Source organism: Thalassospira lucentensis MCCC 1A00383 = DSM 14000, from assembly GCF_000421265.1.
In the GTDB taxonomy this organism is placed as follows: domain Bacteria; phylum Pseudomonadota; class Alphaproteobacteria; order Rhodospirillales; family Thalassospiraceae; genus Thalassospira; species Thalassospira lucentensis.
In genome coordinates this window covers 107,378-129,559 of the sequence record NZ_ATWN01000004.1, presented here as the reverse complement: position 1 = coordinate 129,559, position 22,182 = coordinate 107,378, and the positions used below count along the sequence as shown (strand labels likewise).

Sequence of the window (22,182 nt, the reverse complement as noted above, 5' to 3'; positions counted from 1 at the left end):
AGACCGGGGCTTTTGCATTATAGTTTGCCGCGCGTGGCACCGTAAAACTTTACGATGCCGCCTTGCGGACGAAGTTTCCGTTCTGGAAATCGTCAAACGCCTGCATCAGGTCTTTTTTACTGCTCATGACAAACGGGCCATAACGCACGACCTCTTCACGCAAGGGACGTGCGGCAATCACCAGCATTCGTCCGCCATCTTCACCACCCGTAAGCGTCACACCCTCCCCATTGGCCAGAACAGCCAGATGATGGGTCGGGACGTCTTTCTGCGCAACCACGGCATCCCCGATAAAGACATAAACCACGGCGGTGTGCCCCTTGGGCAACGGGATGGTGACCTCGGCCCCCGCATCAAGTTTGACATCAACAAAAACAGGATTTGTCGAAATGCCATTGATCGGGCCGCTTTTGTCAAACATTTCACCCGCCAGCAAACGCAGGTTCACCCCCTTGGCCGGTGACAGTTCCTGTACTTCGTTTGGCTCAAGGTTCTGATAGCGCGGATCGATCATTTTGTCCTTTGCAGGCAAATTGATCCAAAGCTGGAACCCCTGCAACAGGCCACCTTCCTGTTCAGGCTTTTCCGAATGGACGATACCGCTTCCAGCTGTCATCCACTGCGCACCGCCAGAACGCAAAACGCCCTCGTTGCCCATGCTGTCCTGATGGCGCATCGCCCCTTCGACCATATAGGTCACGGTCTCAAACCCGCGATGGGGATGCTCGGGGAAACCGGCGATGTATTCATCGGCATTATCGGTCGAAATCGAGTCCAGCATCAGAAACGGATCAAGCATATCAAGCTCTGGCGTCCCGATAGACCGTTTAAGCGACACACCCGCACCATCGGATGTATCCATCGCCCGTAAAACCTTGGCGACATTGCGCAGATTGGAAACAGCGTCGGACATGGGTGACCTCCTGTATTTTGATGCGCCCGCAAAACCGGGCAAATGTCATACCCCACTTTCGCACAAAACTGTCGCCAAACAAGGTTCAATCAGGCACCTGATTGTTTCCCTATGACCAACAAACACGTCTGAAGATCGCCTTTGGGCCCAAGCCCATATCAAAGGCAGCCCCGGTTTCCCAAGGCTGCCTTTGGTGGTTTACGTGATTGCGACTGATCGCGATCAGCCCGCCAGTTTTGCGGCCAGTTCGGCAACGTGGTTGCCCTGGAATTTGGCGATATCGAGTTCGTTTTGTGACGGCTGGCGTGAACCATCCGCACCCGCAAGCGTACCCGCGCCATAAGGCGACCCACCGGTGATTTCATCCATGTTGGTCAGGCCCGCACAGCTATAAGGCACACCAACAATCACCATTCCCTGATGCAGAAGCGTCGTATGGGTCGAGGTGATGGTGGTTTCGTGACCGCCATGCTGGGTCCCGGTGGATGTAAACACAGAACCGATTTTACCAATCAGTTTGCCCTTGGCCCAAAGACCACCGGTCTGATCAAGGAACGTGCGCATCTGACCGGGCATATTGCCAAAGCGGGTCGGCACACCAAAGATGATCGCATCATATTCAGGCAATTCGTCAACCGTGGCGACCGGGGCTGCCTGATCAAGCTTGGCACCTGCACCCTTTGCCACGTCTTCGGGCATGGTTTCAGGCACACGTTTAACATCGACATGGGTTCCGGCAACACCGCGCGCGCCGTCGGCCACGGCATTCGCCATGGTTTCGATATGTCCGTACATCGAATAATAAAGCACGAGAACTTTAGCCATTATCGCCTCCTTGGTTGAATTTCATCGCCTGCAATAGTGCCGTTGCAGGCACGCATTGGGAACGTGAAAGTTAGAAACAGTCTGGTGCGCATAACGCAACAGACTGTAAAATGTTTGAGTTTATCAGCACATCAGGATGCGGGATGTTCGGCCAGATATTGCACGACCTGATCAGGGAAATCGGTGAAGATTCCATCAATCCCGGCATCATCAAAAATCGCGTCGAGCGCAATATCCATATCCCCCGCCCATTTGGGCAATTGATCGGCACGCAGGGTATAGGGATGGATCATCAGTTGCGCACGCTGGGCGGCAATCAGGGTTGGCGTCATGATGGCCTTACCATCCGCACTTAGCCCTTCGATAACCTGGGGCAACCATGGACCGATCCCATCGACCACGCCGGCCATTTCGACGATACCATCGTCGGATTTCAGATAGTCGTAATCCGTACCTTCGGGCGCGCCCCACCTGTTCTCGCCAATCAGCTGAACCAGCTTACCCTGATAGCCAAGCTCATTACGGATGCGCTTGGTTTCCGCCCAGTCAAACGACTGCACAAAGGAATTGGACGAAGGATTGTTATATCCCCATTTTTCCAGCACCGTGATCACGGTCTTGGCGATGTCCTTGCCTTCGGCATGATGGAATGCCGGATCCTTGATTTCCGGGTAAATTCCGACGTCACGTTTGTTGGATTTATTCAGCCCCTGGATCATCATGATTTCTTCATCAAGGGTCGGGATTTTAAACATCCCGAATTCCTTGGGGAAACGTCCGCCAAAGACCTGCTCTCCGGTGTCGGCTTTGAACCGTTCGGTGACATTCAGGGTTTTGAGTTCAGCAAGCGTGAAATCAATCGCGTAATACCGCCCGTCTTCGCGTTTGCGATCGGGGAATTTGGCTGCGACATCGGTGGTGGTATCAATGTGAATATCATGCAGGATGACCGGCACACCGTCCTTTGACAGCACCACGTCCTGTTCGATGTAATCAGCCCCCATGCCACAGGCCAGTGCCACCGCGGGCAAAGTATGCTCAGGCAAATAACCCGATGCCCCGCGATGGGCAATTACCATCCTTTCCTGGGTAATATCCTGTGCCGCCGCAGGTGTAACACCCAGTCCCGGCGCCATCAGAAACCCTGCGACCGACAGGCCGACACTCAACAGCGCCGCGCGGATCATTTTTTGTACCAGCATCCCAAATTCCTTAAATTCCATGTGCCACCGCCCTTATTTCAGGCTGTGTTTTCTGGACTATAGGCTCAGCTTCATCACACACAAACGCGCCAATGCGCCGTTTTTATGTTCTTCATGAAACTGTTACACGTTAGGGACAACGCATGGTGATCGATTGAGTTCCACAATCACCTGTCGGGGGCATCTGCACTCCCAAGAAATTCCGACGCAATCTCCGCCAGAAAATCGGGCAGCACACCATAAGCATAAGGCGCGTAAAGCCGTTCATGACGCTGATGATATTCACGTCCCCATGGTCCGATATTGACCACCGGATAGCGTAGCGCATCCGCCACCGGATGATCGACCAATTCTGCAATCGGGGTGTTCGCGGCGATGATTTCAGTATTGCCCACGTCCGGTGCATGCCCGAAAAAGCTCATATCGGAAATCCCCATGAAATAGCCACGGTGACAAATCTCCGTTTTATGCCGGGCCTCGATCGTGAACCGGGCCCGATCAATCGCATCCAGGAAAACCCTGTCAGTTTCTTGGTTCGGATCGACATGGACCGGCGGGTAATGCAATCCGGCAACCCCGACCACCACGGCCGGGCCGCGCAAATGGGCCTCGTCAAGCATCGCGCGGACCAGCTTGCGGCTGCGGTTCAGTGGATTACCCTCCGCCGCACTTGCCGTCGAAACGGCATCAATCCGATCAAGCGCGTCCGCCCCACCAGCGGCAAATGCCATGTCAAGCAATTGCGCCACCGTTACAACACGCAAAGGCGGCATCGGTGCGGGGGCGTCTTGCTGGTTTGCTTTGGCATAGGACTTGGCATTTTGTTCGAACCGATCCAATGCCCGGTTGCCTGCCGCGGTCACGATGTCGGCAAAATCGGCCATCAGGTCCGCGCAGCTTTTGCCCATCACCAGCCAGTTAAACGCCATCCAGACATGTTCCGGCGTGGTGACCTCATAATTATCGCGCAGATCACGGGCTTCGAGACAGACCGGAGGTGGGGCCGTTTCATGCGTACCGCTGTCACATAAATCGCTGTTGGCTTCAATCGCCCCCATGATTTCAGATGCCATCGCATGGGCAGAAATGCCGTCAAACGGATATCCGACATGGGTTGGCAACCCGGCCACCAGCGCAAAGGGCAACAATTTTCCGACCGATCCATGGAAAATGGCCCTGCCGATTTCACCATTTGCCGGATCGCTGCTGGCGTCGAGATTGACCCCGCCGACAATCTCGATATCCCAGCGTCGCGAAAGCTCGGGCAACGCATTGCGCAAACTGCGCATCCCACAGGAATTGCGTTCCTCATCCGGGGTCAGGAACAAAACGACATTGCCCTGTCGCTCAGCTTGCTGGCTAAAATGTTCGAGAAAGGCAATGCCTGCCGCATCACCGCTTTTCATATCCAGCAACCCACGACCGGGAATGAAATCGCCGCTTTGAAAATCACGCAGTGCCAGTTTTTCGGCCTCACTTGGCGTCGCCCGTCCGGACAGATCGCGTATCAAGGCATCACGCAATTGATCGGGGCTGAAAGCCAGATGTTTCAGATCGTGATAGTTTTCAATCGACACCACATCGAAATGCCCAGCCATTGCCAGTGTCTGTCTCAATGCCTGTCGCCCGGTGCCCCGCACCAGCGCCACGACACTTTTTGCCATTTTCGCACCACCGGCAACCGGATGGCTGTCGATCACGGCGATATCGTCGGGATGATCGCAGAAATAGGGAATTTCACTTAGAATTTCGACAATCAGACCGGTGATGTCGGCTTCGCCAGCCGTGCCGGTAACACTGCCAAACCGGGTCAGTCGGTCGGCAATTTCGGCAGTCCGGGCATAAGGCGCCCACGGAGTTTCAGACGTGGTCATGTGATTACTCCCTAATGATAGAGGCAATAATATGCCGCGCCAAAACCATTTAAAACGTCAATTTAGTGGAATTTTACGCGACAAACTGACACTTTCATCAGAACAATTGCTGAAATCGTCAATCCCAAAGAGCCCGCTATGGATGATCTTGACCGTCGCCTGCTTGCCGAACTGCGTATCAATGCCCGGGCTTCGGTCCCGAAACTGGCCCAACTTCTGGGGGTGGCAGCTGGTACAGTCAAAACCCGGATGGACCGCCTGACCGAACAGGGCGTGATTGCCGGTTTCACGGTCCGGCTGCGTGATAATGCCGCGGATGGGACCATTCGTGGGATGATGATGATTGAGCTGTCGGGCAAGAACGTCAAATCCATGGTGGCAACCTTGCGCAAGAACCTTGGATTTTCTGCCCTGCATACCACCAATGGCCAATGGGACCTGATTGCAGAAATTCAGGTCCCCGCCCTTTCCGATTTCCATCAGACAGTGACCACAGTCCGCGCCATGGAAGGCATCGCCAAAACCGAAAGCTATCTGTTTCTTGGCCCGGCCTGATCGGGAGCCAGAATGTGCGCATGCATGGACTGCGGGCGGGCTTTAACGATTAAGTTCCCCGGTCATGCGATCCAGCCCATCAAGCGTCAGCGGGAACATCCGCCCCGCCATCAGTTGATGCATGATCTGGATTGACTGGTGGTACGGCCACCAATTTTCTGCTTGCGGATTGATCCATGCGGCATGGTCGAAATGATCAAGCAGACGCTGCATCCATACCGCCCCGGCTTCGGCGTTCCAATATTCAACTGCGCCCCCCGGATAGGTAATCTCATATGGGCTCATGGTGGCATCGCCGACAATCACCAACTTATAATCAGATCCATAGGTATTGATCACATCCCACGTCGACACCTGATCAGATCGCCGGCGTGCATTGTCCTTCCACAGCCCTTCATAAGGGCAATTGTGGAAGTAGTAATATTCAAGATGCTTGAACTCGGTTTTGACCGCTGAAAACAATTCTTCGCAGACCCGGATATGGTCATCCATAGATCCGCCAATATCAAACAGCATCAGGACCTTAACCGAATTATGCCGTTCGGGGCGCATTTGCAAGTCAAGCCAACCCTGACGCGCGGTTGATGTGATCGTGCCGGGTAAATCAAGCTCATCGGCCGCCCCGGTGCGCGCCCATTTGCGCAATCGACGAAGTGCGACCTTGATGTTGCGCGTGCCGATTTCGACACTGTCATCAAGGTTCTTAAACTCGCGCTTGTCCCAGACTTTTACCGCGCGGCGATGGCGCGATTTATCTTGTCCGATCCGCACCCCTTCGGGGTTATAGCCGTACGCACCAAACGGCGACGTCCCCGCCGTGCCGATCCATTTATTACCGCCCTGATGGCGGGCTTTTTGGTCCTCAAGACGCTGTTTAAGCGTCTCCATCAACTTTTCCCAGCCGCCAAGCGCTTCGATCTCGGCCTTTTCTTCCTCAGACAGAAATTTCTCGGCCAGTTTATGCAACCATTCCTCGGGGATCTCGGTTTCAGCCACCTCGTCCATCCCGTCGGCCAGATCAATCACCCCTTTGAAGTGCTCGGAAAAGACCCGGTCAAACTTATCAAGGTTGCGCTCGTCTTTCACCAGACTTGCGCGCGCCAGATAATAGAAATCCTCAACCGAATATCCCGCCAATCCCTGTTCCACCGCCTCAAGCAATGTCAGGTATTCACGCAAGGATACCGGAACGCGGTTTTCTTTGAGCTTATAGAAAAAGCCGGTGAACATCGCCGATTACCGGCCTTCACGTCGGGTCATAAAGGCAAGACGTTCAAACAGATGGACGTCTTGCTCGTTTTTAAGCAACGCGCCATGCATCGGCGGGACGGCGGTTTTGCTATCCTTGGCGCGCAGGGCTTCGGGTGGCAGGTCTTCGGCCATCAGCAATTTCAACCAATCAAGCAATTCCGATGTTGAGGGTTTCTTTTTCAAACCCGCCACATCGCGCATGTCGTAAAACAGATTAAGCGCCTCGGCGACCAGCCGTTTCTGAATACCGGGATAATGCACCTCGATGATCTGGTTCATCGTCTCGGCATCGGGAAAGCGGATGTAATGGAAGAAACAGCGACGCAGGAATGCGTCCGGCAGTTCTTTTTCATTGTTTGACGTGATGATGACGATCGGACGGTTGGTCGCCTTAATCGTTTCCTGTGTTTCGTAAACAAAGAACTCCATGCGGTCGAGTTCTTGCAACAAATCATTGGGAAACTCGATATCGGCCTTGTCAATCTCATCGATCAGCAATACCGGCGCGCTTTCATCCTCAAACGCTTCCCACAATTTGCCCTTAACGATGTAATTGGCAATGTTGTGAACCCGCTCATCACCCAGTTGGCTATCGCGCAGGCGCGACACTGCGTCATATTCATAAAGCCCCTGCTGCGCACGCGTGGTAGATTTGATCGACCAGGTGATCAGTTTTTTACCCAATGATTTGGCAATTTCTTCGGCCAGAACGGTTTTGCCGGTACCCGGCTCGCCTTTAACCAAAAGCGGTCGTTGCAACGTGATCGCCGCATTGACCGCCACCATCAGATCATCGGTCGCGACGTAATTTTCTGTGCCTCGAAATTTCATGTTGCCCTGCAGTAAAGGTTGACGTTTACGTTAACCTAAGACGTTGCACGCCTTTGAGCAAGGGATCAGAAAAACTTCGCAATTATCGATGTCGATAAGTTGGCTTTAACGCTCTTTCCGGCGCAAGGCACTGGCCGGGCTTTCCCCAAACCAGTCGCGATAGGACCGGGAAAAATTGCTGACATGGTTAAAGCCAACTTTTTCGGCGACCTGCTTAACCGTCATGTCACCCTCCATCAACAGCTCTTGCGCAAGCGCCATGCGTTCACTGCGGATAAATTCGCCGCAGGATTTTCCGGTTTCGGCCTTGAACAAGCTGTTTAAACGGCTTTCGGACACGCCAACATCAACGGCCAGTTGAGGAACCGATATCGCCGCCCCCGGATTGCTGACAATCTTTGAAACCGCCGCATCATGCGCGGATTTTTCAAAAGTCGTTAATTCTGGTGCAACATTGTCCGCCTCGACCAAAGCGCGGTAACTGTCAATAAGTTCGGCGAGAAACAGGGTCGATAGGCCTTCAAGTTTGAACTTGTGGCCCAGCCCGGTCACATGCGGTGAAAACATCGCACTGACGATGCTGCGCATGCGGTTGGAGGTGGGCACAGGCTTGACCAGGACAACATCTTGACGATCCGACAAAAACGGCGCCATCGCCGCGGGCAACCTGTCGCCAAATCTTTCGCGCAAAGGATCAAGCGTGGAAACAACACCAACATGCCGGATCACTTGCCCGGCGGGCAGAAAATACCGCGTTCCAAGCGGATCAACCCTCATCACCATCGCCGCGTCTGGCGACATTGAATGCAGCTTGCCTTCCGGGCATTCAACCTCAAGGGTGCCCATCACATTAATCGCCCCGGATAACCATCCCGGCGGCAAAGAATTTTTGACGTTAAAATATGAATCTTCGCGGACATAAAGTTCGGCGCGGTGCAGATACATGCCGTTGCCAAAATCAAGACGTTCCAATCGGCCCTGCGCACCAGGCAATTCAAAAAGGTCGCCATCGGCAAGGATCAGGTCGCCGACATCAACATCGGGCTCGTACGCCGATACATCGTCAAACGCATCACGGGTCTGATCTTTGTTTATCTGCGGCATTCATTCACCCCAACGTCACACCGCGCGTTTTTGTCCACGGCTTTATGATCGCTTTATCACAGCTTATCTTATTGAAGTTGTTATCATTGATCGACGATTTCAACTGTGATGAGGCGCACGCTGGTTTAAAGACCCGCGCTTACCAACGGATGTGGGCTGTCGATCAGTGTGCGACGTTTGAAACAAGTAAGGCAACCGGCGCGTTCTGCCGTGCCACTTCCGCCTGCAACCCGTCAACATCCATGTCCTCGTTTTTAACAAATTCGATGAACATCATATTGACGTTGTTAAAGATCAGTTCGCCCATCGCATCGCAATCGACGTCCTGTCGAATGATGCCACGTGCCTGCAACGCTGCAAACAGATCGCGAACCTGTTCGGACAGGCGGTAATCAAGGGCAGTATAACGTTTTGAAAACGGTGTTTCGGGTTGCCCGATTGAAAGAGACATCGCTGTCCGCCACATTTCTTTCGACAGATACGTAAGCGAATGGGCGTAGTATGTGCCGATCAGTTCGGCCAAAGCCGCCCCGACGTCATCATGGTTTTGCGCAATGATCCCGTTCCCCGCCGCAAGGACTTCCTCGACCTCCATTGAGACGGTGGCCATCAGCATGTCGCCCTTGTTTTTATAGTAATTATAGAACGTTCCGACCGAGACACCGGCCATCTCGGCAATGTCTTCGATGCGCGCTGCATCATAGCCAACCTTGTGAAACAAAGTCGTCGCGGCCTCAAGAATACGGCGGTTCTTATCGGCTTTCTTTTGGGCACGCAAACCTAACATTCTTACTCCGACGAAAACTGAACAGGTTCAAAATTTACATTGACTCAAAAAATGAACACGTTCAATATTTTTTCAACGACACCGGCATGAGTGTCGAAAACCCAACAAAGGGAGGCCTCAATATGAAATCAGGGAGAGCCAATGTTTCGTCACGTTTCCACGGGAAAAACCCGCAATAAGCTGCTGGGCGGCGCTGCGACCATGCTTTTGGGCGCACTTGCCATCGTTCCATCTGCGCAGGCAACCGAAGAACTCAACGCGCTTGTCTGGTGCGACCATACCGACCCGGCCTTGATCGAACCGTTTGAGAAAGAATACGACGTCAAAGTCAATCTGAAGGAATACGAAGGCACGGGTGCGGGCCTTTCGATCATTGAACAATCACGTCCGGGGGACTGGGATGTGATGGTGATTGATGGTGTTGATGTGCACCGCGCGGTTGAGATGGGCATTCTGGCCGAAATTCCGGCTGACGCCTTACCAACAGCCGATCTTTTCCCTGAAGTCGTGATGGCAGACAACAATGTGGTCGATGGCAAAACCTATGCCGTCACCGAAAAGTTTGGCTACAACACCATCTCGTTCGACAAAACCAAAGTCGATCCCAAAGACATGGAAGACATATCGGTGATCTGGTCGGACAAATATGCCGGACGCATTGCGGTTTATGACTATTACCTGCCGGTGATTGGTCTGGTCGGGCTTGGACTTGGTATTGATACTGCTGATCTTGGTGCGGATGACATGCCCGCGATTAAGGAAAAGCTGTTTGCCATGAAAAAGGCCTCCAAACAGGTCGGTGAAGTTGTGTCATCGCAAACCGCCCTTGCCACAGGTGAGGTCGACATTCTTGTCGGTGGTGGTGAATGGATCACCGCAGTTCTGTCCGAAGACAAGCCGAACCTTGATTGGGTCATCCCCAAACAGGGCGGGCTTCGCTGGGCACAGTCGATTGCGGTGATGAAGGATTCCGAAAAGCCTGACTTGGCCCTGAAGTTCGTTCAATACATCCTGAGCCCCGAAGGCCAATCGCGCCTTGCGACCTCATCATGCTATTGGGGGATGCCCGCCAACGCCAAGGCTGGTGCGAACCTTTCGGATGCGCAAAAAGCCGCCCTTCGCTGGGATGATCAGGCAGAATACCTTAAAAATTCGCAACTTTATCCGATCCCGGATGCCGATCTGGATGCACAGATGCAGGATGCCTGGGTCGAGATGCTTCAACAATAAGTAGCTCCCTTGCGTATTGAGCACCCACCATTGCCTCGCTTTTTTGCGGGGCAATGGTTCGAACTTGCGTTACGCTTGATCGACGGTCGCCCCCATTCCCACGCCACCAAAGAAAGCAACCGGGCCTTTACCGGTCTTAATCGTTGCAGACAAGGATACCGTGATGGCTTCTGCCACCCTTGAAACACGCGAAAATCGCCGCGCATGGGGGTTTGTGACACCGGCCCTCCTATGGACCGTCGCGTTTTTCGTAATCCCGTTTATCGTCATGGCCGCCATCAGCCTTGCCACCCGCAAAGGCCGCGAACTGGTCATGGCGTGGAATCTGGACAACTACATCGCATTTTTTGAAAAGGCCCATTTGCTTAAAGGGCTTTTTGTCTCACTTGAAATCACCTTTACCGTCACCCTTATTTCTGTTGTTCTGGCCTATCCGCTGGCATGGATCATTGCCGAACGGATCCCGCAAAAGTGGCAGCGCATGGCGCTGATCATGGCAATCCTGCCCTTTTGGACAAGCTATGTGGTGCGGTCTTATTCGTGGCTTTTGGTCTTGGCCAAAAACGGGGTGATCAACAATACCCTGATGCACATTGGCCTGATTGCCGAACCGCTTGAATTGGCCAGCACACGCTCGGCCACGGTAATTGGCTTTGTGCATTTCTTTGTCATGCTGTTGACCTTAACCATCTATGCCAATCTGGTGCAGATGCCACCAAACTACCGACGTGCGGCCGCCGACCTTGGGGCCAACGGGTTTCAGGTATTTTGGCATGTGGTGTTACCCCTCACATTGCCGGGCATTATGGTCGGTGCATTTCTGACCTTTGTTCTGTGCATTGGCGATTACATCACCCCGCAAATTCTGGGTGGCAATAATGAACTGGCTTTGCCGCAAATCATCATGCTGCAACTTGGTCGACGCGCCGATTTCCCGATGGCCGCGACCCTTTCGATCATTTTGATGGTGGTGGTGACACTGGCCTATATCGCCTGTGCCCGCTGGCTTAAAATGGAAAGGACGTGATCATGATTTCATCGCGCTTTTCCAAAGTTCTGTCGTGGGCGTATCTGATCGCGCTGTATGGCTTTATCTTTTTACCAGTCGTGGTGCTGGTGCTGTTTTCGTTTCAGGATGGCCGCCTGCCGGTCCCGCCGTTTAATGGTGCGACCTTGAAATGGTATGGGGAGGTTTTCGCCGACAGCCGCCTGATGTCCGCCCTTGGAAATTCATTGATGGTCGCCATCGGGTCATCGACCATTGCCTGCGTTCTTGGTTTCTGTGCTGCCTATGGTCTGGCCCGGTTCATGTTACCGGCATCTCGGCTTCAGCGCGGGCTTCTGGTGGCGCCGATGACGGTCAGCTACCTGATCATTGCCCTTGGTTTGCTCTCCACCTTTAACTGGCTCGGCGTATCACTGTCACTTTGGACAGTCGCGATCGGCCATGTGGTGATTAATTTGCCGCTGTGCTTTGCCATCATTTATGCATCCATGGGCGACCATCAGAAAAACATCGAAAGAGCCGCACGTGATTTGGGTGCTGCGGAATGGCAGGTGATGACCCAGATCAGCGCGCCCATGTTGATGCCATCAATCCTCGCGGCATTTTTCCTGTCGGTGACCTTTAGCTGGGATGAATTTATCATATCCTTCCTGCTGTCGCGCTTTGACGTCACCTTGCCAGTTGAAATCTGGAGCATGCTGCGGTCGGGCCTGAACCCGAAAACAAACGCGGTCGGAAGCATTGTCTTCCTTGTATCGGTTGCCCTGCTGCTTATTCTTGAATTGAGTATCTTTAGAAGGACGGCAAAGAAATGACCGCCCCAGTCTCCATCCGCAATGCCACCAAAATCTTTGGCGATTTCACCGCCCTTAACGATGTCAGCCTTGAGATTGAGGCCGGTGAATTCATCGTTCTGCTGGGACCATCTGGCTGTGGCAAAACGACCCTTCTGTCGCTTCTGGGGGGCTTCCTGTCGCCCAGTTCCGGCACGGTTGAAATTAACGGGCAGGATATGGGCCGTGTGCCCCCATCCAAACGCCCAACCACCACGATGTTTCAGGATTACGCCCTGTTTCCCCATATGTCGTTGCGTGACAATGTCGCGTTTGGCCTGAAAATGCGCAAAATCGGTAAGGCCGAACGCCATGCCAAGGCCGAAGACCTTCTTGATATGGTCGGGCTGAAATCATCGGCCGATAAAAAACCGCATGAACTTTCGGGTGGGCAGCGCCAACGTGTTGCCCTTGCCCGTGCCCTCGCCGTCGAACCAGACGTTTTGTTGCTTGATGAGCCGCTGGGTGCGCTTGATTTAAAACTCCGCCGTCAAATGCAGGATGAGTTGAAAGCCATTCAGAAACGGGTCGGCACCACATTCGTTCACGTCACCCACGATCAGGAAGAAGCCATGGCGATTGCCGATCGGATTGTCGTGATGAATGCTGGCAATATCGAGGACGTCGGACGACCAGAAGACATTTATATGCGTCCCAGAACCCTGTTTTCGGCAAGCTTCATGGGCGAGGTCAATTTCATCCCCGGCACCCTTGGCAAATGTCATGATGGTATGGTCGATGTTGATACGGTGCTGGGTTTGGTCAGCTTGGCCGAAACCGCACTGCGCGATGAGAACCTGACCAAGGGCGCAAAAGTCACCCTTGCCATTCGCCCCGAACATTTCCGCGCCAGCACGGGAACCGGCCCGCGTATCACATTTGGCAAGGCCAAGGTCACCGATGGTTCGTTCTTTGGCACCCATCATCGCGCCCATCTTGAACCGGTTGACGCGCCAGACATCGTCCTCACCGCTCATATGCCCCAATCAGCCGTGATTGAAGCCGGGGCGTGGATTGATCTGACGATTGATCCGGCATCGGTGGTTGTTCTGGCCGGGCACCCTGACACCACAAGAACCGAGGACGCGGCATGAGTATGGAACGCGCCAAAGCCGAAGACTGGTACAGCCTCAAACGTGTCGGTGATGACATCACCTATATCGGGGAGCCGTTCATCGAAGAGTTCTATCGTTGCAACATCTGGCACGTCCGCGGACGTGATGGCGATATGCTGATCGATAGCGGCATGGGGGTTGTGTCGCTCACCGAATGGGTGCCACTTGTGACCGAACGATCCGTTCAGGCGGTTGCCAGCCACACCCATTTTGACCATATCGGTTGTCATCATGAATTTGAAAACCGGATTTGCCATCGCTGCGAGGCCGATCTTCTGGCCCATCCGACACGCAAAAACACGCTTGCCGATCCCTATGTCACCGACGACATTTTCACCAAGCTGCCCCCTGCCCCCTATGCCTCGACCACCTATGCGGTGAAGGCCGCCCCGGCAACGCGCATTGTCGAGGATGGCGATGTGATTGATCTGGGTGATCGGCATTTTGAGGTCATCCACACGCCGGGCCATTCGCCGGGCGGCATCGCCCTTTGGGAAGCTAAAACCAGCATCCTGTTTTCCGGTGATATTGTGTATGATGGGCCGTTGATCGAAGACACCTATCATGCCAATGCAAAGGACTACGTGCGCTCCATGGAACGGCTTTATGACTTGCCTGTCCGTGTGGTTCACGGCGGACATTTCGCCAGTTACAGTGGTGAGCGCCACCGCGAAATTATCAAAAACTGGCTGCGGGAACGGACCTGACAACAGGCCCGCCGCACTGAACGCAAACACCACGGCACGGCCAACCAACCCAATATAATCAGGAAGACTTCCGATGCAAAACGCAGGTAAATTCTATATCGATGGCAAATGGATTGATCCGATTTCGTCCCAGAAGATGGACGTCATCAATCCGGCGACCGAAGAAGTCATCACCCAGATTACGCTGGCCAGCGAAGAAGACGTCGATCTTGCCGTCGCCGCAGCCAAGTGCGCCTTTGTGACCTACAGCCAGACAACGGTGGATGAACGGCTTGGCATGCTTGAACGTCTGCTAGCGATTTACAAGCGCCGTTATCATGAAGTCGCGGGTACCATTACGTCCGAGCTGGGTGCACCAACGACCATGTCGCACGAACAACAGGCCGCTGCCGGCGTCGATCATCTTGAAGATTTCATCAAGGCCCTCCGCGACCTTAAAACCGAGGAAACCCTGCATAATGGTGAAACGCTTTTGCGTGAACCAATTGGGGTGTGCGGCCTGATCACGCCATGGAACTGGCCGATGAACCAGATTGTGCTCAAAGTCATTCCGGCCTTGGCGACCGGCTGTACATGTGTTCTGAAACCATCGGAATTTACCCCACTCAATGCGATGCTTTATGCTGAAATGATCCATGAGGCCGGCTTCCCGGCGGGTAGCTTTAACCTTATTCAGGGGGCTGGTCCGGTTGCCGGTGCCACCATGTCGCGCCACCCCGATATCGTCATGATGTCCTTTACCGGATCGACCCGTGCGGGCAAGGCGATTACCAAGGATGCCGCCGAAAATATCAAACGCGTCACCTTGGAACTGGGCGGCAAATCACCCAACATCGTCTTTGACGACGTCGATATCGAAGACCGCATTACCTTTAGCGTTCTCGATGTCTTTAACAACACCGGTCAAACCTGTGACGCCCCGACCCGGATGCTGGTACAACGGTCGATCTATGACGAAGCCGTCAAGGTCGCCAAGCGCGTTGGCGACGCTGCATCCGTCGGTGATCCAACGGTTGAGGGCAATCATATCGGCCCACTGGTCAGCCACATCCAATATGACCGGGTTCAAACCCTTATTCAGGCAGGCATCGACGAAGGGGCGAAACTTCTGGTCGGGGGTGTGGGTAAACCTGATGGCATTAACGAAGGATACTTCACCAAACCAACCATCTTTGCCGATGTGAACAATAGTATGCGCATCGCACGCGAAGAAATCTTTGGCCCAGTCGTCGTCATGATCCCGTTTGACAGCGAAGAAGACGCCATCAAAATCGCCAATGACACGCCCTATGGTCTGGCCGCCTATATCCAGACCCCCGACGCTGCCAAGGCCGACCGGGTTGCGCGCAAACTGCGGGCTGGCATGGTTCGCATCAATGGTGCCTTCCCGCGCGCTGGAAGCCCGTTTGGCGGTTTTAAGCAATCAGGCGTTGGCCGTGAAGGCGGGATGTTTGGCCTTGAAGATTTCATGGAAGTCAAAATGCTGCACAAGCCCTGATCACGGTAAAAACACCTTGCTCTAACAAGGCCCCGGCATGTTCCGGGGCCTTTTGATTTTGTGACAAAATATACCGCGCAACCGGTTGCAATCCTCCCCACATGATATAGGGCTGGTAATGATCAAACCGGGCATTATAATCCCATCGTTAATCGATAAATTGAGGGATCCGGACAACGGATTTTCGAAGGATTGGGAGACCACGAATGAACGCGATGTCCTTTTCTGAAATGGGACTTTCGGCCCTGAAAAGGCGACAGTTTGATGCGGCAATCAATATGCTGCGACAGGCACTTGGTGAAGATGAAGACAATCTGGATGCCCGGTTTGGTTTGGCCCGGGCCCTGCATGAAAAAGGTTCGATCACCGAAGCACTTGGCGAATATCGTACGGTGCTGCAATCTGATGAAGGCCACGAAGACTGCCTGCATCACATTGCACGCGCTCTGCTACAAAACGGGGATGCCCGCAGTGCGCTGAACCACGTTGATATCATTTTGCGCAGCAAGCCAACCGACCCGGAATTTCTGACGTTGCGCGCGCAGGCCCTGCTGGAACTTGAACACGCCGAAAGTGCCCTGGCGAGTTTACAAACCGCAGCCCACCACAATCCGGGGTCGGAAAAAATCCATCGGCTAATGGCTGCATGTTATCGGATCAACGAAGATGGCGAAGGCGAACGCCGTGCTGTCGAACAGCTGTTGCGAATTGATCCAACGTCGATGACGGCGGCCAATGACCTTGCGGTGATTGGTCTGCGCGAAGGTCATCCGATGACAGCGTTTGAAACGTTTGAAAAAATCCTCGCCCAACAGCCAGAACATGCGCAAGCCACCTTAAACCGCGCCATTACGCTGACGGTGATGGGTGGCATGGATCATGACGCCATCTGGAACCGGGTGATGGATGTCTGTTCCGACATCGATGATCTTGACAACATCCGCGCCCTCGCCGACACGCTGGCCAAACTGCCCGATGCCAAACGCAAAGGCAGCTCCGAGGCCGCCGCCCTGACAGCGCGTGCCGCCTTGGCCAAAGTTGCCTATTAAAAAAAACAAATGCCCGTGTAACAGCACGGGCATTTGCCAAATCATAACACAGTCATAAGGATGCACAGCATATAGCTGACGCATCCTTTTTTATTTGGATGGTTAAGACACCGCGACAGTTTCCACGGTCGGCGTCACCGAACGGGTTTTCACCCAAGCCAGAATACCCGCCACACAGATGAAGGCTGCAATACATCCGACGATAAAGGGGGCATTGCTGTTCATTCCGGCAAGAACCCCACCCAGCAAGACGGCAACGGTTTCCGCCAGAACGTGGACGGACCGATAAATGCCAAGTGCCTGCCCCTGTTCATGCGCCCCGGTCCCGTTGGAAATAAACAGGCTGGTGGTGACCTCACACCACGCAATCCCGAATGCCGCAATACACATCGGCACGAATATCCAGACCAGCCCATCGGGCAGGATAAAGGTCAACAACCCAATGCCAAGGAACAAGTGCCCAAGGACGGCAACCCCGCGCAATCCAATCGGACGTTGGGCCCGTTCGACGGTTAAGCCCGCAATGATCAGCGGGATCGAAATGATCGCCGAGCACATGCCAAGGAAGCTGCTGGTCACATCGTGGTTTTGAACCAGATACACCCCAAAGAAACAGAAGAACAAAAAGATCGCGCAATAACTAAAGAACGATACGACAAAGGCCGGTAACAGCCCCGGATCGGTCAAGGTTTGCCAGATAGTCCGACTGGTTTGCGGACCGTCGTCGGGCGTGCGTCCCCGGCGCCGCGCATATTCAGGAATCCGTAAAACAACTGCGACCACCAGCAAGTTAAAGCCATACATACCCGCAGCAAAAAAGAACGGCCACGACACGTTAAAGGATGGATGGATCGTCGGGTCCGAGAAGAACCCGCCCATCAACGGACCAATGATCCAGCCAACATTAATCGCCACCGTCAGAAGGCCGAAATTGCGCACCTTGTTTTCGGGTGTGCTGATATCTGATGCAATCGATTGTGCGATGGCCATGTTGCCTTCGCAAAGGCCCGAGACAAATCGACCGATCAACACCATTGGCAGGTTCGCGGTCGCAACCCCAACCGCCACCACGATATAGCCACTGGCTGCCCCCAAAAGAGATGCCAGCAAAACCGGCTTGCGGCCGATTTTGTCCGACATCCGTCCCAGCCACGGCGCACCGACAAACTGCCCAATTGGATAAAGCGCCATCGCGACCCCAAGCAGGATGGTGCGATATTGTTCCGGCACAGATGGATCAAGAAAGCCAAGCTCAGGCTTTAAAAACATCGGACCGAAAACAGGATAGGGCAAACTAAAACCGGCAAAGCCAAAAAGAACAGTCAGAAAGACTGCCGACATTGCCTTGTTTTCCTGCGACATGGGAACTCCGTGGGGCTTTGGTATTATGTGTATTTAACGTGATGCAGATGGTGGGATCAGGCGGGCGTAATCAGGGTTGGGGCATTTCGGTCGCCGGGGCGGCATACCGCCGGGCAAGGGATCGCACCTTTTGATGTGCATCATCGACCTGCCATCCGGCACCAATCAGCAAATCGGCCAACGCATCACACAGGATATTGACCGCATTTTTGCGCAATTCCTGCCCGTAATGCCGGTCGGTGATTTCGGATAAAACCAGCACATTGATGCCGTATCCCAATCCCCAACTGCCAAGGTTAAGGTTCCGGGCGCGATCCGTCCGCTCAGGAAGATCACCGGAAATACCCAGTGCATCCGCCCCAGCGTTCAAAAAGGTCTGAAACATCTCGGTCACAGCACCAATCTGGTCAAGCTGCGCCTGATGACGGGCCGGTGTTGCCCGTTTCCAGACCGATGGTGCCAAGGCCAGATATTCGGCCTCGAACAATTGCGGATGATCGATGGAAAAGCGCAGATCAAGCAAACTGGCGATGATGTATTTTTCAATCGCACTGCCGTCATGATTGCGTGCAATGTCAAATTTTTGCGCCCGTTTGGCGCCCGCCATGACGGCCAAGCCAATCAGAAGGTCTTCCTTGCTGGCAAAATGTCCGTACAGGGTCCCAACCGAAATCCCGCACATCTTTGCCAAATCTGATATTTTCAGCTCAAAGAAACCGACTTCTGAAATCAGTTTCCCTGCGTTACCAAGGATTAATTCTTCGCGGTTTTGGCGTTTTTCCATGCGGTTCTGGGCTACCATGTCAGGCTAGTCTTCCATCCATTGGATCATAAATGACGTAAAATCGAATTTGGTTCATTTTTTAATTTGAAACAATCGCTGTTTTTGCATAGGTGGGTTTCCAACTGATATTCGCCCCTGTTTTCAGTGATGGGCACACGAAGGTGTGTCGGGTATATAATACACCGACAAGGGAACTGATTTTCTCATCGAACGTTTAAAGTAAGGTACTCATTCCTCTCACCCGCAGTTCTTTGGGCTGCAGCAAAAAGAACTGGGCTGTTTCGAAATGTTCCAACGCTTCATCCGAATATGGGAATTTCTAAGCCACAGCCTTTGGTTCACTCCGCTACTCTATGCGTTTGGCGGCGTTATTCTGGCCCTGCTCTCTGTGCGTGTTACCGATGCGGATATTGCGGCAAGCCTGCCCGACTTCTGGCCGCAGTTTAGCACCACCGAAACCGCACGCGATTTGATATCGACCTTGCTGGCGACGCTTGTAACCATGACGACGTTTGCACTTTCGATTACCATGGTTGTCCTGACTTTGGCCGCAGGGTCCCTTGGCCCCCGAACCATTCGCAATTTCATGGGTGATCCCAAAACCCAAAACGCGATTGGCTGCTTTGTCGGATCAATCCTGTTTTTCATCGGCGTGCTTGTAATTATGGGCAGCACAACCCAAACCGATCAGGTTCCGCAAATCGCAACCATGTCGGCCATCGGGCTTTTTGTAATCTGCCTGTTTGTGCTGATCCTGTTTGTCCATAACCTCGGACGATCGATTGTCGCCGACCAAGTCATTCACCGGGTTGGCAGCAACCTTGAAGACACAATTTCTTCTGCCCTCGATACACTTAAAAGCCCGATTGAGGCCGCCCAAAAAGATCACTGCACCCTGCCCGAGAGCACCGATATCAACGATGTTAGCGCTATCATCGCCGCAAAATCGGGCTATGTGCAGGGACTTGATTACGATCATTTGCGCGATGTCGCGATCAAACACGACATCACGATCGCGCTGATTGTCCACGCCGGACAGCACGTCATTAAAGGCGAAACCATTGGTAAGATAAAATCCCCTGACGATGAGGGCGCATCAAACATCGATATGTCGGCCTGTCAGGAAGACACCGCCAAACACATCATGATCGGCAACCAACGCACCGAGATGCTTGATATCGAGTTTGCCCTGCGCCAACTTGTTGAAATCGCCTTGCGCGCCCTGTCGCCGGGGATCAATGATCCCTTTACCGCCATAGCCGTGATTTACCGTCTGGGTCGGGCCCTGCCAAAGGCAATGTCTTTTCATTACCCTGTCGGGTTGTGGAAGGATGACGATGATCAGAACCGCCTTTACGGCTACCTTCCCGATTTTGGCGGCATGCTCGGCGCGGCCTTTAACCAAATCCGGCAAGCCGCCACGGCCAAGCCCGATGTTTTGCTGCCGATGGCCGAAGTGCTTGAAAGCCTGATTGGCTTGACCGAAAACACCGAGCAGCGTGATATTCTATGTCGTCATGCCCAATTGATCCATCGCGCAGCCGAGCGTGACATCCCCGAAACCAAAGATCGCCAAGCCGTTGAACGGGCGGTTAACCGGGTATTGCGCAACAAAACGGCCTGACCTAGTCGCTTGATCCGTTTGATATTCAGGATCAATCAATTGGCCAAAAGCGGCGGCATGCAGCTTTCGAAAGGTCCGAATTTTACAATCGTAGCGCTGTTTTCCCCAGCCCCGACGAATCATTAGCTCCGTCTACATACTGATTGCTTCTGCGGGAACGGATATACAGCGGAGCTTGGTTAGGGTTGAAGAGCACTGGAACCCCTAAATCTCCGACCCAACACATGGATCACGCTCCACACCCCAAAAATATATTTTCGTTGATCATTTTCAACTTAAAATTAATATTAGATAATCAAAAATAACAAGTATCTTACTTTGGGGGATTATGATTTTGGACGCTTTCTTATTTCATGCACGACGGTTTGGCGGCTGGTTACTCGGTGTAACTGGTGTCGTACTATCAATTTTCTCATCATGGGACTTATTCAGAGATGCTACAATAGATCAAAACACCTTATCAATAATCGCAAACATATTTATATACACCACAGCAACTTTGACACTAATATTTGTTATAGTAATATACTACAATAGCTCAAGAAAAGAAAAATATGCAAATATAACTACTTCCATACATAATATAAATCATCACATACGTGATTTGAACAACTTTCTAACCGAAAAAAATCCGAAAGACGGCGCATCTAAAGAAGAGCATGAAGCATATTTACAGCAAGCAAAAACTCAAATATTTAGTATATTAGATTTTATGTCAGATATTTTCCGATCTCTTACGTCTACAAACTGTAGGAGTAGTATTAAGTTAACATATGAACATAATGGAGAACTGTACTTTTATACATATGCTAGAGATCACGCATCCTCAGGGCGCTATAGAGACAGCGACAGGAAACGCGTGAGGGAAAATCACGATCCACTGAATAGCAATAAACGTTTTGCCGAACTATTCAGCCCCGACGAAGCACACTGGCACTATTTCAGCAATAACCTGTCAAAGGATGCCGCTTTTCAAACAACAAGCATGACTGCCTACAAACCAGAGTTAATAACGGGTCTAAATTCTCATAGACGACGGTTCTCAATGTTCAACTGGCCATTGCCTTATCGAAGCACAATTTCCTGCGTCATACGTCAAGGTTCTTGCAACTTGATGGAGGAGAGAGATTCAGAGGTATTAGGTTTTTTAACCGTCGACAGTGAATCACGTGGAGTTTTCATTGAAAAATGGGACACTCAGATTGTTTTCGCACTCGCCGACGCCATATTTGTACCACTAAAGCAGATTACTCGGGTCCAAACGGCAGTTAATGCCATGTAAAGCCTCGAGAAAAAATTCAGTTTCCCGAGCCTTGATGAAGTCTGGTACAATTTAAGAACAAAAATAAAAATTTCGTCCACATCCCAACCGAGGAAGAAATGATGGAACGAGAATATCAAACACAAGGGTGCAGTCACAAAGGGAGGAATCAGACAGAAGGGGAATTAGTTTGCATTACCCCAACTGGCGAAGGCAATGTGTACCAAGTTAGGCTCAAAGGTAGCTTACATCGCGACGAAAGAACACTGGTATTGACAACCCCTAGGCCCGTAGCCTTGGAAGATGCGGGTTGAAGTACACAAAGAATTCAGCAAACAAAAAAGGCCCTGATCAGGGCCTTTTTTAACGAC

At 52.7% G+C, this 22,182-nt stretch carries 20 protein-coding genes; 10 read left to right on the top strand and 10 right to left on the bottom strand.

Features of this window, described 5'->3' with window-relative positions; translation table 11 throughout:
- Positions 1-49: 49 nt before the first annotated feature.
- From K355_RS0109725 to K355_RS0109705, 4 genes are all read right to left on the bottom strand, one after another.
- Positions 50-913, bottom strand: a complete 864-nt coding sequence (locus K355_RS0109725; RefSeq protein ID WP_022731943.1) for a pirin family protein — start codon at positions 911-913, stop codon at positions 50-52.
- A 222-nt stretch (positions 914-1,135) separates the two neighbouring features.
- The gene (gene wrbA / locus K355_RS0109715; RefSeq protein ID WP_022731941.1) at positions 1,136-1,738 is read right to left on the bottom strand and encodes an NAD(P)H:quinone oxidoreductase; all 603 of its coding nucleotides are present in this window, start codon (positions 1,736-1,738) and stop codon (positions 1,136-1,138) included.
- Between the two features lie 131 nt (positions 1,739-1,869).
- Positions 1,870-2,940 carry a glycerophosphodiester phosphodiesterase gene (gene glpQ, locus K355_RS0109710; RefSeq protein WP_051145974.1) on the bottom strand — a complete coding sequence of 357 codons (1,071 nt, stop codon included), beginning with the start codon at positions 2,938-2,940 and terminating at the stop codon, positions 1,870-1,872.
- A gap of 167 nt (positions 2,941-3,107) precedes the next feature.
- Positions 3,108-4,814 carry a M20/M25/M40 family metallo-hydrolase gene (locus K355_RS0109705; RefSeq protein ID WP_022731939.1) on the bottom strand — a complete coding sequence of 569 codons (1,707 nt, stop codon included), beginning with the start codon at positions 4,812-4,814 and terminating at the stop codon, positions 3,108-3,110.
- A gap of 138 nt (positions 4,815-4,952) precedes the next feature.
- Here K355_RS0109705 and K355_RS0109700 point away from each other — a divergent pair, with 138 nt between their 5' ends.
- Positions 4,953-5,369 carry an Lrp/AsnC family transcriptional regulator gene (locus tag K355_RS0109700; protein ID WP_022731938.1) on the top strand — a complete coding sequence of 139 codons (417 nt, stop codon included), beginning with the start codon at positions 4,953-4,955 and terminating at the stop codon, positions 5,367-5,369.
- Between the two features lie 42 nt (positions 5,370-5,411).
- On the opposite strand, the gene K355_RS0109695 is transcribed toward K355_RS0109700, so the two are convergent.
- The 4 genes from K355_RS0109695 to K355_RS0109680 all read right to left on the bottom strand — a co-directional run bounded on the left by K355_RS0109695 (position 5,412) and on the right by K355_RS0109680 (position 9,342).
- A complete protein-coding gene (locus K355_RS0109695) occupies positions 5,412-6,599 on the bottom strand; it encodes a vWA domain-containing protein (protein ID WP_022731937.1) in 1,188 nt (395 codons plus the stop codon).
- 6 nt (positions 6,600-6,605) lie between these two features.
- Complete coding sequence (locus tag K355_RS0109690) at positions 6,606-7,451, bottom strand: AAA family ATPase (protein ID WP_022731936.1); 846 nt, start codon at positions 7,449-7,451, stop codon at positions 6,606-6,608.
- A gap of 105 nt (positions 7,452-7,556) precedes the next feature.
- Positions 7,557-8,555 carry a helix-turn-helix domain-containing protein gene (locus K355_RS23675; RefSeq protein WP_022731935.1) on the bottom strand — a complete coding sequence of 333 codons (999 nt, stop codon included), beginning with the start codon at positions 8,553-8,555 and terminating at the stop codon, positions 7,557-7,559.
- A 163-nt stretch (positions 8,556-8,718) separates the two neighbouring features.
- The gene (locus tag K355_RS0109680; protein WP_022731934.1) at positions 8,719-9,342 is read right to left on the bottom strand and encodes a TetR/AcrR family transcriptional regulator; all 624 of its coding nucleotides are present in this window, start codon (positions 9,340-9,342) and stop codon (positions 8,719-8,721) included.
- A gap of 141 nt (positions 9,343-9,483) precedes the next feature.
- Between K355_RS0109680 and K355_RS0109675 the strand changes: the two genes are divergently transcribed.
- From K355_RS0109675 to K355_RS0109645, 7 genes are all read left to right on the top strand, one after another.
- Positions 9,484-10,572: an ABC transporter substrate-binding protein gene (locus K355_RS0109675; RefSeq protein WP_022731933.1), complete on the top strand. Its 1,089-nt coding sequence runs from the start codon at positions 9,484-9,486 to the stop codon at positions 10,570-10,572.
- Positions 10,573-10,735: 163 nt separating this feature from the next.
- The gene (locus K355_RS0109670; RefSeq protein ID WP_022731932.1) at positions 10,736-11,599 is read left to right on the top strand and encodes an ABC transporter permease; all 864 of its coding nucleotides are present in this window, start codon (positions 10,736-10,738) and stop codon (positions 11,597-11,599) included.
- 2 nt (positions 11,600-11,601) lie between these two features.
- Positions 11,602-12,393: an ABC transporter permease gene (locus K355_RS0109665; protein WP_028791481.1), complete on the top strand. Its 792-nt coding sequence runs from the start codon at positions 11,602-11,604 to the stop codon at positions 12,391-12,393.
- Positions 12,390-13,505: an ABC transporter ATP-binding protein gene (locus K355_RS26300; RefSeq protein ID WP_022731930.1), complete on the top strand. Its 1,116-nt coding sequence runs from the start codon at positions 12,390-12,392 to the stop codon at positions 13,503-13,505. The genes K355_RS0109665 and K355_RS26300 overlap by 4 nt, the downstream gene beginning before the upstream one ends.
- Positions 13,502-14,233 (top strand): MBL fold metallo-hydrolase, encoded by a 732-nt coding sequence (locus K355_RS0109655; RefSeq protein ID WP_022731929.1) that lies wholly within the window; start codon positions 13,502-13,504, stop codon positions 14,231-14,233. Before K355_RS26300 ends, K355_RS0109655 begins: the two co-directional genes overlap by 4 nt.
- Positions 14,234-14,306: 73 nt before the next feature.
- Positions 14,307-15,731: an aldehyde dehydrogenase family protein gene (locus K355_RS0109650; RefSeq protein ID WP_022731928.1), complete on the top strand. Its 1,425-nt coding sequence runs from the start codon at positions 14,307-14,309 to the stop codon at positions 15,729-15,731.
- A gap of 206 nt (positions 15,732-15,937) precedes the next feature.
- The gene (locus K355_RS0109645) at positions 15,938-16,780 is read left to right on the top strand and encodes a tetratricopeptide repeat protein (protein WP_022731927.1); all 843 of its coding nucleotides are present in this window, start codon (positions 15,938-15,940) and stop codon (positions 16,778-16,780) included.
- A 102-nt stretch (positions 16,781-16,882) separates the two neighbouring features.
- Here K355_RS0109645 and K355_RS0109640 read toward each other — a convergent pair whose 3' ends face one another.
- Together K355_RS0109640 and K355_RS25090 are read right to left on the bottom strand one after the other, a co-directional pair.
- Positions 16,883-18,142, bottom strand: coding sequence for an MFS transporter (locus K355_RS0109640; protein WP_022731926.1), 1,260 nt, complete (start codon positions 18,140-18,142; stop codon positions 16,883-16,885).
- Positions 18,143-18,212: 70 nt separating this feature from the next.
- Entirely contained in the window at positions 18,213-18,944 is a 732-nt protein-coding gene (locus K355_RS25090) for a TetR/AcrR family transcriptional regulator (RefSeq protein WP_081649496.1), read from the bottom strand.
- A 268-nt stretch (positions 18,945-19,212) separates the two neighbouring features.
- On the opposite strand from K355_RS25090, the gene K355_RS0109630 reads away from it, so the two are divergent.
- Together K355_RS0109630 and K355_RS0109625 are read left to right on the top strand one after the other, a co-directional pair.
- Positions 19,213-20,550: a DUF2254 domain-containing protein gene (locus K355_RS0109630; protein WP_022731924.1), complete on the top strand. Its 1,338-nt coding sequence runs from the start codon at positions 19,213-19,215 to the stop codon at positions 20,548-20,550.
- A gap of 328 nt (positions 20,551-20,878) precedes the next feature.
- The gene (locus K355_RS0109625) at positions 20,879-21,832 is read left to right on the top strand and encodes a hypothetical protein (protein WP_022731923.1); all 954 of its coding nucleotides are present in this window, start codon (positions 20,879-20,881) and stop codon (positions 21,830-21,832) included.
- Positions 21,833-22,182: the final 350 nt, after the last annotated feature.

Coding starts and splice junctions, on each gene's coding strand:
- K355_RS0109725 (WP_022731943.1), bottom strand. CDS start 913: ATGTCCGACGCTGTTTCCAATCTGCGCAATGTCGCCAAGGTTTTACGG.
- wrbA (WP_022731941.1), bottom strand. CDS start 1,738: ATGGCTAAAGTTCTCGTGCTTTATTATTCGATGTACGGACATATCGAA.
- glpQ (WP_051145974.1), bottom strand. CDS start 2,940: ATGCTGGTACAAAAAATGATCCGCGCGGCGCTGTTGAGTGTCGGCCTG.
- K355_RS0109705 (WP_022731939.1), bottom strand. CDS start 4,814: ATGACCACGTCTGAAACTCCGTGGGCGCCTTATGCCCGGACTGCCGAA.
- K355_RS0109700 (WP_022731938.1), top strand. CDS start 4,953: ATGGATGATCTTGACCGTCGCCTGCTTGCCGAACTGCGTATCAATGCC.
- K355_RS0109695 (WP_022731937.1), bottom strand. CDS start 6,599: ATGTTCACCGGCTTTTTCTATAAGCTCAAAGAAAACCGCGTTCCGGTA.
- K355_RS0109690 (WP_022731936.1), bottom strand. CDS start 7,451: ATGAAATTTCGAGGCACAGAAAATTACGTCGCGACCGATGATCTGATG.
- K355_RS23675 (WP_022731935.1), bottom strand. CDS start 8,555: ATGCCGCAGATAAACAAAGATCAGACCCGTGATGCGTTTGACGATGTA.
- K355_RS0109680 (WP_022731934.1), bottom strand. CDS start 9,342: ATGTTAGGTTTGCGTGCCCAAAAGAAAGCCGATAAGAACCGCCGTATT.
- K355_RS0109675 (WP_022731933.1), top strand. CDS start 9,484: ATGTTTCGTCACGTTTCCACGGGAAAAACCCGCAATAAGCTGCTGGGC.
- K355_RS0109670 (WP_022731932.1), top strand. CDS start 10,736: ATGGCTTCTGCCACCCTTGAAACACGCGAAAATCGCCGCGCATGGGGG.
- K355_RS0109665 (WP_028791481.1), top strand. CDS start 11,602: ATGATTTCATCGCGCTTTTCCAAAGTTCTGTCGTGGGCGTATCTGATC.
- K355_RS26300 (WP_022731930.1), top strand. CDS start 12,390: ATGACCGCCCCAGTCTCCATCCGCAATGCCACCAAAATCTTTGGCGAT.
- K355_RS0109655 (WP_022731929.1), top strand. CDS start 13,502: ATGAGTATGGAACGCGCCAAAGCCGAAGACTGGTACAGCCTCAAACGT.
- K355_RS0109650 (WP_022731928.1), top strand. CDS start 14,307: ATGCAAAACGCAGGTAAATTCTATATCGATGGCAAATGGATTGATCCG.
- K355_RS0109645 (WP_022731927.1), top strand. CDS start 15,938: ATGAACGCGATGTCCTTTTCTGAAATGGGACTTTCGGCCCTGAAAAGG.
- K355_RS0109640 (WP_022731926.1), bottom strand. CDS start 18,142: ATGTCGCAGGAAAACAAGGCAATGTCGGCAGTCTTTCTGACTGTTCTT.
- K355_RS25090 (WP_081649496.1), bottom strand. CDS start 18,944: ATGGTAGCCCAGAACCGCATGGAAAAACGCCAAAACCGCGAAGAATTA.
- K355_RS0109630 (WP_022731924.1), top strand. CDS start 19,213: ATGTTCCAACGCTTCATCCGAATATGGGAATTTCTAAGCCACAGCCTT.
- K355_RS0109625 (WP_022731923.1), top strand. CDS start 20,879: ATGATTTTGGACGCTTTCTTATTTCATGCACGACGGTTTGGCGGCTGG.